This is a genomic window from Mesorhizobium sp. M0676 (assembly GCF_040320535.1).
Lineage (GTDB): Bacteria > Pseudomonadota > Alphaproteobacteria > Rhizobiales > Rhizobiaceae > Mesorhizobium.
Genome location: NZ_JAMYPU010000012.1, coordinates 76,358 through 88,647, shown reverse-complemented (window position 1 = coordinate 88,647; position 12,290 = coordinate 76,358). Strand labels below are relative to the sequence as shown.

Here is a 12,290-nt window from a genome sequence, read left to right as displayed (position 1 = left end):
ACGGATCGAGCCGCTTTCATGAGCCGACGAAGCCTGCAACGACGCGCATTGACCTGGCTCGCCGCTCTTCTGGCGGTCTGGCTGGCCCTCGCCTATGCCGCTGCGCCGGAATTCTGGACGGTTCGCGACCGCGGCTTTCGCACGCAGACTTTCGAGATGGTGACACACACGTCGCAAGGCATTCCGGGCGACCCGATCAATATCGGCCTTGTCGGTACCGAAAAAGAGATGGTCCATGCCTTCGCCATGGCCGGATGGGATACGGCCGATGGCGTGACGCTAAAGACCGCGATCGAAATCGGTGAGAGCGTGCTGTTCGACCATCCCTATCCTGACGCCCCGGTCAGCCGGCTGCTGTTCGAAGGCCGCGCCCAGGATCTCGCCTTCGAAAAGCCGGTCGGCGGCAGCGCCGACCGGCGCCATCATGTCCGCTTCTGGCGCAGCGATGCGACCGGCGACGACGGCCGAACGCTCTGGATGGGCTCGGCCAGCTTCGACCGCGGCGTTGGTCTCAGCCACGATACCGGCGCCATCACCCACCATATCGCCCCTGACATCGACGCCGAGCGCGATCTCGTGATCCATGACGTGTCGGCGGCCGGCATGGTGATCTCGGTGAGCGACATCCCGGGCATCGGCGCCACCAGGACCGGACGCAACGGCGGCGGCGATCCCTATTTCACCGACGGCAAGGCTGTTGTCGGGGTGCTCAGGCAATTCCCCTGAACCACTGTCATTTTCCAAAAATCATCGCGGACTATTTTCCTGCGGCCCGCCGCAATGCTATTGAGCCCTGATGCTATACGTCGAAATCGCCACCGTGGTCGTCCTCATCTGTGTGAACGGCCTTCTGTCGATGTCCGAGCTCGCCATCGTGTCGTCGCGCCCGGCGCGGCTCAAGGCGATGATCGACCGCGGCGTTAATGGCGCCGGGCGTGCGCTGACGCTCGGCTCCAATCCCGGCAAATTCCTGTCGTCAGTGCAGATCGGCATCACTCTGGTCGGCGTGCTGTCGGGCGCCTTCTCCGGCGCCACGCTGGGCGACAGGCTGTCGGTGTACCTGGCCTCGACCGGCATGCGCGAAAACATCGCCGATCCGCTCGGCGTCGGCATTGTCGTTGCGATCATCACCTATTTCTCACTGATCGTCGGCGAACTGGTGCCCAAGCAGATCGCGCTGCGCGATCCCGAGCGTGTTGCGGCCCGCGCGGCGCCTGCGATGACCATCCTCGCCACCGTCTCGGCGCCGCTGGTGTTCCTGCTCGACATTTCCGGCCGCGCCATATTGTGGTTGCTCGGCCAGCGCGGCGAGAGCGAGGAAAAAGTCACCGACGAAGAGATCAAGATGCTGGTCGCCGAGGCCGAGCACCACGGCACCATCGAATCCGACGAGCGGCGCATGATCGCCGGCGTCATGCGGCTCGGCGATCGCGCCGTGCGCGCCGTGATGACGCCGCGCACCGAGGTCGACTGGATCAATTTGCAGTCCGATGAGGGTGCCATCCGCAAGCTCTTGATGGAGACCCAGCATTCGCGCCTGCCGGCCGGCGACGGCGGCGTCGACGTCATGGTTGGCGTTGTTCAGACGCGCGACGTGCTGGCCGCCCTGCTCGCCGGCCGCGCACTCGATCCGCGCAAGCATGTGCGCGCCGCCCCCATCGTCTACGACCAGGCCGACGCGCTGGATGTGCTGCAGAAGCTGAAGGAATCCGACGTGCCGATGGCGCTGGTGCATGACGAATACGGCCATTTCGAAGGGATCGTCACACCTGCCGACATCCTCGAGGCCATCACCGGCGTCTTCCGGGCCGATACCGACGCCGGCGACGAGGAAAACGCCGTCAAGCGCGAGGACGGCTCATGGCTGCTCGCGGGATACATGCAAGCCGACGAGATGGCTGACGTTCTCGGTATCGACCTGCCGGAAAACCGCGACTACGAGACCGTCGCCGGTTATGTGCTGTCGCACATGCACCATCTGCCGGCGACCGGCGAATGCGTCGACGCGCAAGGCTGGCGTTTCGAGGTCGTCGACCTCGATGGCCGCCGCATCGACAAGCTGATCGCCACCCGGCTGCCCAGCGGCCATCGCGAAGTGGTGCGTTGACGCTCTGCCGTCAAAGCGAATAGTGCCCTCAGACCGCGGCTTCGATCGGTTCGGCAAGCTTCGGATTGGAGCGCGAGGCGATCAGGCAACTGGCCACGATCAGGGCCGCTCCAGCCAGCGTGGTCCAGGTCGCCGCCTCGTCGAAGAACAGCCAGCCAAACACGATCGCCCAGATGAAGGCGGAATACTCCGTCGGGATTAGATATTGCGCTTCGGCCCGCGCGTAGGACCAGCTCATCAGGAACTGGCCGGAGAGCGACAGCGCCGTCACCCCGGCCAGTGGAAGCCAGAGATTGCCCGGCAGGGCAACCGCGAGCCAGGGAGCGGCGGGGAGAAGGACGGCGGCAACGCACAGGTTCTGGAACAGCATGATCTCGACTGGTTTGGCCACCAGCGCCTGCCGCCGCGAGAGGATCAGATTGTAGGCGTAGAACACCGTCGATGCGAGCACCGCCACCGTGCCAAGCAGGGCATCCCCGGTATAGTTCCCTTGCCCGAACTGTCCGGCCATGATGATGACGACGCCGGCGATGCCCGCCAGCGACGCCCAGATCGCCTGGCGCTGTATGCGTTCGCCCAAAAGCAGCGCCGCCAGGAGGAGAGCGAACAGCGGCGCGACGAAACTAAGCCCGATCCCATCCGCTAGCGGCAATCTGGCAAGGCCCCAGAAGAACGACAGCAGAACGATGCCCACGATCGCGGCGCGCAGCGCGTGTAGCCGCAGCACGGAAGGCGTGGGAAGGGAACGCGGCCCCGCCGCCCAGGCCGTGCCCGCGACCACGCTCGCAAGCATGCTTCGCCACAGCACCGTGTTGTAGACACCGACGGCGATGACCAGGATTTTCATCGCCGCATCCATGGCGGACAGAAGGAAGATCGCAAGTGCACAGACCAGCACCGGGGTCATGGGGGAAACGACGCCTGACAGGCTGGGTGACTTCACGGGGCATGCTCATGTGATGGATCGCAGCCGGATATATCAGGGGAGGACGGCCAGGCCAGATGGCAGGGCCGTGCATATGGCGGTCCAACCGATCTTCGCAGCCCCTCGATTTGAATTCGGTGCGTCGGCAGCGCCTTTCGCTATCGGCCCCAGCCTGCCCTCACCCATGATTGATCCGCTGGAAGAATGGCAAAAGCAGCCAAAGCCTCTATATCGATTGTCATGGATGCATCGAACGAACACGCGCTAAACGACGAGCTTCTCCAAGATATCCAGCGCCTGTCCTTCGAGTATTTTCTCAACGAGGCCAACCCTGCCAACGGCCTGGTCGCCGACCGCAACACGCAGGCGTCGCCTGCCAGCATAGCCGCCGTCGGGCTCGCTTTGTCGTCCTATCTCGTCGGTGTCGAGCGCGGTTTCATGACGCGCGATGCCGCAATCGAGCGGACGCTCGCCACGCTTCGCTTCTTCTGGAACGCCCCGCACGGGCCGGAGCCCGATGCCACCGGCTACAGGGGTTTCTACTATCATTTCCTCGACATGAAGACCGGCCGCCGCGTCTGGAATTGCGAACTGTCCACGATCGATACCGCCCTTTTGCTTGCCGGTGTTCTGGCCGCCGGCGCTTATTTCGACGAGGACGATGAGCTCGAACTGGAAATCCGCCAGCTTGCCGATGCGCTCTACCGCCGTGCCGACTGGCGCTGGGCGCAGAACGGCGGCGCCACCGTCACCCATGGCTGGCGGCCTGGAAAAAGCTTTCTCCGCTACCGCTGGGAAGGATTTGACGAGGCGCTGATCCTGTACATCCTGGGTCTCGGTTCGCCGACCCACTCGCTAACTCCCGAGAGCTACGCGGCCTGGCTGTCCACTTACAAATGGAAGACCATCTACGGCCGCGAGATGGTCTATGCCGGCCCGCTTTTTATCCACCAGTTCTCGCATATCTGGATCGATTTTCGCGACATCCGCGATGCCTTCATGCGCGATCACGACCGGGACTATTTCGAAAACAGCCGCCAGGCGACGTATCTGCAGCGCGATTACGCAATCCGCAATCCGAGGGGGTTCGCGGGCTATGGCGAGAATTGCTGGGGCGTCACCGCCAGCGACGGCCCAGGTCCGATCGCGCGGCGAGCCGATGGACGGCGCTTCTTCGGTTATCTCGCCCGCGGCGCACCGTTTGGCCCCGATGACGGCACGCTGTCGCCATGGGCGGCAATCGCCTCCTTGCCTTTTGCGCCGGAAATCGTGCTGCCGGCGCTGCGCCATTTCCACGAGATGGACCTGCGCGACGGCAACCCTTACGGCTTCACCGCGAGCTTCAACCCGACGATCGCTGCCGACGACGGCCGCGCCTGCGGTTGGGTATCGCCGGACCATGTCGGCATCAACCAGGGGCCGATCGCCCTGATGATCGAGAACTACCGGTCCGACTTCCTGTGGCGATTGATGCGCCGCGTGCCGGCCATCACCACAGGACTGCGCCGGGCCGGGTTTTCCGGCGGTTGGCTGTGACAGGCGGCGACCCTTCGCGCGGGATCGTCAAGGCATCAGCGCGACCTTGCCGGTCCGACTCCACCATCCGGCCAAGGGAGCCGAGAGCGCCTCTTCACGTGAATGAAAAAGGGCGGCGCAAACGCCGCCCTTTGGAAAAATCATCGATCCTTGGGAGGATAAGGCTCAGGCCGCCTGGGCTTCGCCGGCAATCGCGTCGGCCTGACGCGCTGCCTTGAGCACGCGGGCCCACCAGGCAACGTCGTTGACCAGCGCCGTGGCAGCCTGGTTCAGATGCTCGATCTCCTCGAGCTTCTTCTCGCCCTGGCGCACCGCCAGGAAATCGCTCCAGGCAATGTGAACGGCGGATTTGACCGGCGCCATCTGCAATTCGACCGCGGCAAGACGCAAATGTTCGACAGCGCGCGAGCCGCCGACGCTGCCATAGCCGACGAAACCGGCCGGCTTCTTGTTCCATTCATTGGCGGCGTAATCGATGGCGTTCTTCAGCACGGCCGTCGGGCCATGATTGTATTCGGCGGCGGTGAAGATGAAGCCGTCGAATTCGGCGACCTTCTTTTGCCAGCGCTGGGCAACTTCGTTCTGCGACGGCGCCCAGGCGGACGAGGCGACCTCGTCGAAAAAGGGCAGCGGCCAGTCGCGCAGGTCGACGGTCTCGACGTCGATGTCGGCATGAGATTTCGCGATCTTGGCGATCCACTGGGCGGGCACATCGGCGAAACGCGCGGCGCGTGTCGAACCGACGACGATGGCAATTTTGGGCTTGGACATGGGGCTCTCCATATATGCAAAAGCTGGTATCGTTTGGATACCGGCGCTATATGAGATACTGACAAATGGCAGCGCAAGGAGGCACCGTTATGTTACTGAGGCACCCGCACAACACCGAAGACTGCCGCGCCGTCTCGGAAATCCTGCAGCGCGTCGGCGACAAATGGACCGTTCTGGTCGTCGGCAAGCTGGGCGGCGGACCGCTGCGTTTCAATGAGTTGCGCGCCGCTGTCGGCGGCATTTCGCAGAAGATGCTGACCACCACCTTGCGCGGTCTTGAGCGCGACGGCTTCGTCACCCGAACCGTGTTCCCGACCATCCCGCCACGCGTCGACTATGAGCTGACGGAGCTCGGCCATGAGCTGCTGGTGCCGGTCGGCGCGCTCGGCGAATGGGCGCGGAAAAACACCTCGCGGGTCCAGGCGGCGCGTGAAAGATTCGATGGCGTGCACGCCTGAAAACCGTTGCCCAGCAATAGTTTACGGATTTTGCCATCGACGACGCGTACCCGGGTTTAACTGGATCCGCCCTTGCATCGTTGGTCACGCCATCGCGACATAGCTGCAGCGTTTCGTTCGCCGGCGCATCATCATTTTGAGGCTGACGAGGTCTTCCGCTGACGGGCCCTCAGGCCTTTGACGCAGGGTTGCTGCAACACACTGCGCCGCACGTCTCTACCCTTGCAGACCGCTGGGCAGTCCGCTCGTTGCCAACGGTCCGGTCGTGCGTGCAGGCAACACTTGGAAGCTCTTTCCTGATCTCGGTATAAGCGGTCGTGCCAAGCAGGCAGATCACCGCGACGAGGGCCGCCACGAGCCAGCCGTTCAGCATGTGTTGACGCATTGTCTTCCCTCCGCCGCCCGCAGAATCGGATGTGAAGGCAACCATTGGATGTCGCGCAGCGCATCGCCCGCGCGGGGGATGTTACATAAGCGCAAGCTTGGCAGAATCGACGATGTCAACTTCGGTTGGAATCGGCTTCGGCTTGCCGTCGCTATCCAGCGCCACCATGACGAAATCGGCGTGGGTGACCTTCTCCATCAGGTCGGAGAGGTAGCGTTGCGCCCAGGCCTCGACCTTGAGCGTCATGGAGGTGCGGCCGACGCGCTCGACATGGGTGTAGATGCACAGCGTGTCGCCGATCTTCATCGCCTTGGCGAAGGACATTTCCTTGACAGCCGCCGTCACCACGCGACCCTTGGCCCGCTCGGCCGCACGGATGCCGCAGGCAAGATCCATCTGCGCCATCACCCAACCGCCAAAGATGTCGCCGGCCGCATTTGCATCGGCCGGCATGGCGAGCGTACGCAAGGTAAGATCGCCGATCGGCCGTCCGTCCGCGTAATGCACCATCTGCCGGATCCCCTGAAACGATTGCCCTCGATCCCCTAGCGTCATGGACCCAAGAGGTCAACGCGACGGGCGAGGCTCCCGGCGCAATGTCGGTTCCATGGCAGCTTTTCCGGCCAGGCGTCTCACGGTCGCATTTTTCACAACGCATGCCGGAAGGCACCGCGACTTCGGAAGCCTGCCGCGGATAGGCTGCAGCCAGTTTTGCGGAGCCGCCAACACCAATCATGCAGACCTATGACTTCATCATCGTCGGCTCCGGCTCAGCCGGCTCGGTTCTCGCCGACAGGCTGTCGGCTTCCGGCCGTTACTCCGTGCTGGTGCTGGAAGCCGGCGGCAGCGACCGCCGCTTCTATGTCCAGATGCCGCTTGGCTACGGCAAGACTTTCTTCGACCCCGCGGTCAACTGGAACTACAAGCCCGAGCCGGACCCCGGCCTTGCCGGCAATGTCGACCATTGGCCGCGCGGCAAGCTGCTTGGCGGCTCAAGCTCGATCAACGCCATGGTCTGGATCCGAGGCGCGCGCGAGGATTTTGATGACTGGCGCGATGCCGGCAATCCCGGTTGGGGTTATGACGATCTGTTGCCGGGCTTCAAGGCGCTTGAGGACAATGAGGCCGGCGCCGATAGATGGCGCGGCACCGGCGGGCCGCTGCATATCACCGACACCACGAACGCCGTCCATCCGCTGACCAGGCGCTACCTCGCCGCCGGCCAGCAAGCCGGGCTGCCGCTCAACCCCGACTTCAACGGTGCCGCCCAGGAAGGCGTCGGCACCTACCAGATCTCCACCAAAAACGGCCGCCGCATGTCGGCCGTGCGCGCCTTCCTGCGCCCCGCGATGAAGCGCAAAAACGTCCGCGTCGAGACGAATGCGCTGGCGAGCAGGATCCTGTTCGAGGGCAAGCGAGCCGTCGGCATCGAATATCTGCAGAACGGCGAGACCAAGACGGCGCGGGCCGGCCGCGAAGTCATCCTGTCCGCCGGCTCGATCAACTCGCCGCAGCTCTTGCAACTGTCCGGCGTCGGCCCCTCGTCACTGCTCAAGGGGCTTGGCATCCCGGTCGTCCACGCCAACGAAAATGTCGGCGCGCATCTGCAGGACCATGTCGGCATCAACTATACCTTCAAGGGAAACGTGCCGACGCTCAACCAAATCCTGCGGCCCTGGTGGGGCAAGCTGCTGGTCGGCATGCAGTACATCCTCACCCGCTCCGGCCCGCTGTCGCTGTCGATGAACCATGGCGGCGGCTTCTTCCGAACCGACCCGGCGTTTTCGCGCCCCAACATGCAGCTTTATTTCCAGGCTTTCTCGACCGTCATTCCGAAGAGCGGCGAGCGGCCGATCCTGACGCCAGATCCGTGGCCGGGCTTTTCCATCGGCCTCTCCAACTGCCGCCCGTCCAGCCGCGGCGAGATCATGATCCGCTCCAGCAATCCGCTGGACTATCCCAGGATCGTCGCCAACGCCTATTCCACCAACGCCGATGTCGACGAGATGCTGGCGGCGGTGAAATTCGTGCGCAAGATAGCCTCGATGCCCGCCATGGCCGAGATCATCACTGAGGAGGTTTTGCCGGGCCCATCGATCCAATCGGATGCCGACCTGATCCAGGATTTCAGGAAGCGCTCGGGCACCGTCTATCACCCGGTCTCGACCTGCCGCATGGGGCCGGACGCCGGGGCCGCCGTCGTCGACCCGCGCCTGAAAGTGCACGGGCTCGAAGGTCTGCGCGTCATAGACGCCTCGATCTTTCCCGCCAACATCACCGGCAACACCAACGCCGCCTCGGTCATGACCGGATGGAAGGGCGCCGAACTGGTTCTGGAGGACCAAGAATGAAGATCACCGACGCCAAGACCTGGGTAGTCGGCAACCCGCCGCCGGGCATCGGCGGCAAGTATTTCATATTCGTCAAGCTGACCACCGATGGCGGCGTGGTCGGTTATGGGGAGGCCTACAACGCCACCTTCTCGGCTCACATAACGGCCAAGCTGGTCGAGGACATGGCCGAGCGTTACCTGATCGGCCACGATCCGCATGACATCGAGACCTTCTTCCGCCGCGCCTATTCCTCAGGATTTACCCAGCGCCCCGACGTTACCGGCATGGGCTGTTTCTCGGCGCTGGAAATGGCCTGCTGGGACATTGTCGGCAAGGAAGCCGACAAGCCGGTCTACAAACTGCTCGGCGGCCAGGTGCACGAGACGCTGCGCTCCTACACCTATCTCTATCCGCACACCGGCAGCGTCCATTCGGAGGACGCGCCGGACGGCCGGAACGTCTACAATGACCCCGAATTGGCGGCCGCCTGCGCGCTCGAATATGTCGAGCAGGGGTTCAACGCCGTCAAGCTCGACCCGGCAGGCCCCTACACCGCCTTCGACGGCCACCAGCCGCGCCTGATCGACATCGATGTCTCCACCCGCATGGTCAAGGCGATCCGCGAAGCGGTCGGCACCCGCGCCGATATTCTGTTCGGCACGCATGGCCAGTTCACCGCGTCGGGTGCGCTGCGCATGGCACGCGCCATCGAGCCCTACGATCCCTTGTGGTTCGAAGAGCCGGTGCCGCCCGACATGCCCGAAGTGATGGCTCAGGTGGCGCGAGGCACGTCGATCCCGATCGCCACCGGCGAGCGGTTGACGACCAAGTTCGAATTCGCCCGAATCATCGAGAACCGCGCCGCCACCATCCTGCAACCGGACCTTGGCCGTTCCGGCGGCATTCTCGAAACCAAGAAGATCGCCGCCATGGCCGAGGCATACCACATCCAGATCGCGCCGCACTGCTATTGTGGGCCGATCGTTGGCGCCGCCAACATCCAATTGGCGGTGACGCTGCCCAATTTCCTCATCCTGGAATCGCTGAAGCAGTGGGACGGCTTCCACGCGACACTGCTCAAGAAGAAGATCGAATGGCAGGACGGCAATGTCATTCCATCGAAGGAGCCGGGCCTCGGCGTCGAGCTGGACGAAGCGGTCTGCGACGCGCATCCCTACACCGGCAAGGACCTGCATTTGCAGATGATGCAAACGCCGCTGATGCCGTGAGCGAACGCTACGCCTTCATCGGCCTTGGCCATCTCGGCTGCAACCTTGCCGCCAGCCTGTTGCGCAACGGTTTTGTCGTCATCGTCTTCGACCGCGACCCCGCCGCCGTCGAGCGCCTCGTGGCGCTCGGCGCCACGGCCGCGACCAGCCCGGCCGAAGCGGCGGCACAGGCCGGCAATGCCATTACTTGCCTGCCCTCGCCCAAGGTCAGCGAAGCGGTGCTGGCGAATGCCGGCGGCCTGCTCGAGGGTCTGCCCAGGGGCGGCTCCTGGATCGAGATGTCGACCAACGGCCGCGACGAGATCCTGCGCCTAGCCGCCCTCGCCGCGGCCAAAGGCATCGAGACGCTGGAGTGCCCGGTCACCGGCGGCGTGCATCTGGCCGCGGTCGGAAAGATCACCGCGCTTGTCGGCGGCGATGCTGCGCTTTACGAGCGCCATCGTCCGGCCATCGAAGCGATGTGCGCAAAGTCGTTCCTGATGGGTCCGGTCGGCTCGGCGGCGGTGATCAAGGTGATCACCAACATGCTGGCCTTCATCCATCTCGTCGCCGCCGGCGAGGCGCTGATGTTGGCCAAGCAAGGCGGCCTCGACCTCGCGCAATCCTACCACGCCATCGTCGCCTCCTCCGGCAACAGCTTCGTCCATGAGACCGAAAGCCAGCTCATCCTCAACGGCTCCTACGACATTGGCTTCACCATGGACCTGGCACTGAAGGACCTCGGCTTTGCGCTTGCGATGGGCAGGGAGTTCAGACTGCCACTCCAACTGGCGCCGCTTGTGAGTGAGATTTTCCTGATGGGCAAACAGGAATATGGCGGCGGCGCCTGGTCGACCCAGATCGTCAAACTGCTCGAGGATGCCGTCGACATGGATCTGCGCGCGCCCGGTTTCCCAGCCAAGCTGGAAAGCTAAGCCGGGTAAATATGTCCTGCGATTTCAGGCCCTTGGCCGGTTGGCCGGAATCGCCGCTCAAACCACCTGAATCAATCCCTCAACGCCTTGATTCAATATCTCAGCGTCAGCGCTCCGGGCAGGATCTCAAACGTCGCGGGTATACGCCCCGGCGACTCGCCATCTATGTCGACCAGCGCGCCGTTCTTCTCGACATCGCCGATAGGTTCGACCACCACTTTCCGGCCACGCAATATGGTGATGGCCGGATGGTTGCGGTGCCGGCCGCCATAGAGCAGCCGAATATCCCAGATCAGCTTCAGCTTGCCGGCCGCGCGCAGGATGACGATGTCGAACTGGCCGTCGGCGAGTTCGGCGTCCGGGGCGATCATCATGCCGCCGCCGAAGAACTTTCCGTTGGCGACCGCCACCAGCGCCATGCGCGCCTCGACCGGGGTGCCATCGTCGACGGTGATCCTGACGTCCTGGAAGCGGTAGCGGATGAACTCGACCACGGTGCGCCAGAAAAACAGCGCCTTGGCCGACATCCTGCCCTTGCGCTTGTCGGCATTGACCGCACGGTCCGTGGCGCCGGACAGGCCGAGGCTGGCGATATTGATGAAGTGCCGGCTGGCCAGCGCGCCATGGTCGTCGATGTAGCAGATGCGCCCGGCATCGACCTTGCGCGCCTTGGCTTCGGCGATCCGCTTCAACGCCGCATCCACCTCTTTCGGCAGGCCAAGTCCGCGCGCGAAATCGATGCCGGTGCCGCAAGGCAGCAAGGCAAGTTCGGTTGTCCGGCCGCTCTCATCGAATGCCTGCAGCAATCCGTCGGCCACCTCGCTGGCGGTGCCGTCGCCGCCGGCCGCGATCACCAGCCCGAAGCCGCTTGCCGCGAGGTCGAGCGCCAGCCTTTCGGCGTCGCCCTCGGCCTGCGTCTCGCGCAGCTCGAATTCGACGAAATGCTTTTTCAGCGATGCGGCGACCTCCGGCCAATGCCGTTTCAGCCGGCCGCCGCCGGCAATCGGATTGAGCACCACCCCGACTTTCAATGCGCACCCTCCCCGCACCGAGCCGATAGGCTCGATGCTTTGCCTGCATTGAAGCCCGCGCCAGCCGGCGGAGCAAGGGGCACAGCCGATCAGGCGCCAAAAAGCGGGCGGGCTGTCTAATGCAGCTGGAGTCGAAATTCCGAGCTTTGTGGCAAACCGTCCCCGATAATCCCGTTATCCACAGGCTCACGCCCATTCCCCAAAACCCTTACCCGGCGTAAGTTTAACCCATCTCAGGCGGCTACCGATCGCCACGCCGAAAGGCAAAGCGAAAAGGCGGATTTCCTGAGGCCCGTACGGCCCGAAGCGAGAGCAGGCTTGCTTGTTCGAGGGACGGATGCCGAGACCTACGGGGCCGCGGAAAGCGTGCGAACGCCAACGGCGGACCGATGCTGCCATGAAGGACGGCGAAAACCTTCGATGGCGCGCCGAACGAAGCTCGCAAGGGTGGAGAACGGCGTGGTCTGGAACGGGCACTGTCCTCGGGCGGTGACTGGCAGGACCGTCAAAATCAAGGCCGGCATGGCGCGACGACTTTGCGGAAGTTGCTGCCGCGACCGTGTCCTGATCTGACAGGGAGGCGCTGGGAGAAATCCCGGCG

Annotated in this window: 11 protein-coding genes; 7 read left to right on the top strand and 4 right to left on the bottom strand. The window is 63.9% G+C overall.

The genetic code is table 11. The annotated features are described in order from the left end of the window. Window positions 1–18: 18 nt before the first annotated feature. Together NKI35_RS15475 and NKI35_RS15470 are read left to right on the top strand one after the other, a co-directional pair. Entirely contained in the window at window positions 19–726 is a 708-nt protein-coding gene (locus NKI35_RS15475; protein WP_352740720.1) for an LssY C-terminal domain-containing protein, read from the top strand. 70 nt (window positions 727–796) lie between these two features. Continuing rightward, window positions 797–2,107, top strand: a complete 1,311-nt coding sequence (locus NKI35_RS15470; RefSeq protein ID WP_023683747.1) for a hemolysin family protein — start codon at window positions 797–799, stop codon at window positions 2,105–2,107. Between the two features lie 28 nt (window positions 2,108–2,135). Here the strand turns inward: NKI35_RS15470 and NKI35_RS15465 are convergent, their stop codons facing one another. Next, window positions 2,136–3,014 carry a DMT family transporter gene (locus NKI35_RS15465; protein WP_352740805.1) on the bottom strand — a complete coding sequence of 293 codons (879 nt, stop codon included), beginning with the start codon at window positions 3,012–3,014 and terminating at the stop codon, window positions 2,136–2,138. Window positions 3,015–3,272: 258 nt separating this feature from the next. On the opposite strand from NKI35_RS15465, the gene NKI35_RS15460 reads away from it, so the two are divergent. After that, on the top strand, window positions 3,273–4,568 hold the full coding sequence (locus NKI35_RS15460) for a glucoamylase family protein (protein ID WP_352740803.1): 1,296 nt from the start codon (window positions 3,273–3,275) through the stop codon (window positions 4,566–4,568). A gap of 165 nt (window positions 4,569–4,733) precedes the next feature. Here NKI35_RS15460 and NKI35_RS15455 read toward each other — a convergent pair whose 3' ends face one another. Beyond that, complete coding sequence (locus NKI35_RS15455) at window positions 4,734–5,339, bottom strand: NADPH-dependent FMN reductase (protein ID WP_023671992.1); 606 nt, start codon at window positions 5,337–5,339, stop codon at window positions 4,734–4,736. 89 nt (window positions 5,340–5,428) lie between these two features. Between NKI35_RS15455 and NKI35_RS15450 the strand changes: the two genes are divergently transcribed. Next, window positions 5,429–5,797: a winged helix-turn-helix transcriptional regulator gene (locus NKI35_RS15450; protein ID WP_023683744.1), complete on the top strand. Its 369-nt coding sequence runs from the start codon at window positions 5,429–5,431 to the stop codon at window positions 5,795–5,797. Window positions 5,798–6,263: 466 nt separating this feature from the next. Here the strand turns inward: NKI35_RS15450 and NKI35_RS15445 are convergent, their stop codons facing one another. Continuing rightward, complete coding sequence (locus tag NKI35_RS15445) at window positions 6,264–6,692, bottom strand: acyl-CoA thioesterase (RefSeq protein ID WP_352536658.1); 429 nt, start codon at window positions 6,690–6,692, stop codon at window positions 6,264–6,266. Between the two features lie 224 nt (window positions 6,693–6,916). Here NKI35_RS15445 and NKI35_RS15440 point away from each other — a divergent pair, with 224 nt between their 5' ends. The 3 genes from NKI35_RS15440 to NKI35_RS15430 are packed head-to-tail and all read left to right on the top strand — an operon-like array spanning window position 6,917 to window position 10,658. Continuing rightward, on the top strand, window positions 6,917–8,533 hold the full coding sequence (locus NKI35_RS15440) for a GMC family oxidoreductase (RefSeq protein WP_023705881.1): 1,617 nt from the start codon (window positions 6,917–6,919) through the stop codon (window positions 8,531–8,533). Beyond that, a complete protein-coding gene (locus tag NKI35_RS15435) occupies window positions 8,530–9,744 on the top strand; it encodes a mandelate racemase/muconate lactonizing enzyme family protein (RefSeq protein WP_352740717.1) in 1,215 nt (404 codons plus the stop codon). Before NKI35_RS15440 ends, NKI35_RS15435 begins: the two co-directional genes overlap by 4 nt. Beyond that, window positions 9,741–10,658 (top strand): NAD(P)-dependent oxidoreductase, encoded by a 918-nt coding sequence (locus NKI35_RS15430; protein WP_352740715.1) that lies wholly within the window; start codon window positions 9,741–9,743, stop codon window positions 10,656–10,658. The genes NKI35_RS15435 and NKI35_RS15430 overlap by 4 nt, the downstream gene beginning before the upstream one ends. 92 nt (window positions 10,659–10,750) lie before the next feature. Here NKI35_RS15430 and NKI35_RS15425 read toward each other — a convergent pair whose 3' ends face one another. Then, window positions 10,751–11,689 carry a diacylglycerol/lipid kinase family protein gene (locus NKI35_RS15425; protein WP_352740713.1) on the bottom strand — a complete coding sequence of 313 codons (939 nt, stop codon included), beginning with the start codon at window positions 11,687–11,689 and terminating at the stop codon, window positions 10,751–10,753. Between the last annotated feature and the right edge of the window lie 601 nt (window positions 11,690–12,290).

Excerpts from the sequence above, each read along its gene's own strand:
- NKI35_RS15445 (WP_352536658.1), bottom strand. The coding sequence starts at position 6,692 with ATGGTGCATTACGCGGACGGACGGCCGATCGGCGATCTTACCTTGCGT.
- NKI35_RS15470 (WP_023683747.1), top strand. The coding sequence starts at position 797 with ATGCTATACGTCGAAATCGCCACCGTGGTCGTCCTCATCTGTGTGAAC.
- NKI35_RS15450 (WP_023683744.1), top strand. The coding sequence starts at position 5,429 with ATGTTACTGAGGCACCCGCACAACACCGAAGACTGCCGCGCCGTCTCG.
- NKI35_RS15455 (WP_023671992.1), bottom strand. The coding sequence starts at position 5,339 with ATGTCCAAGCCCAAAATTGCCATCGTCGTCGGTTCGACACGCGCCGCG.
- NKI35_RS15460 (WP_352740803.1), top strand. The coding sequence starts at position 3,273 with ATGGATGCATCGAACGAACACGCGCTAAACGACGAGCTTCTCCAAGAT.
- NKI35_RS15475 (WP_352740720.1), top strand. The coding sequence starts at position 19 with ATGAGCCGACGAAGCCTGCAACGACGCGCATTGACCTGGCTCGCCGCT.
- NKI35_RS15465 (WP_352740805.1), bottom strand. The coding sequence starts at position 3,014 with ATGACCCCGGTGCTGGTCTGTGCACTTGCGATCTTCCTTCTGTCCGCC.
- NKI35_RS15440 (WP_023705881.1), top strand. The coding sequence starts at position 6,917 with ATGCAGACCTATGACTTCATCATCGTCGGCTCCGGCTCAGCCGGCTCG.
- NKI35_RS15435 (WP_352740717.1), top strand. The coding sequence starts at position 8,530 with ATGAAGATCACCGACGCCAAGACCTGGGTAGTCGGCAACCCGCCGCCG.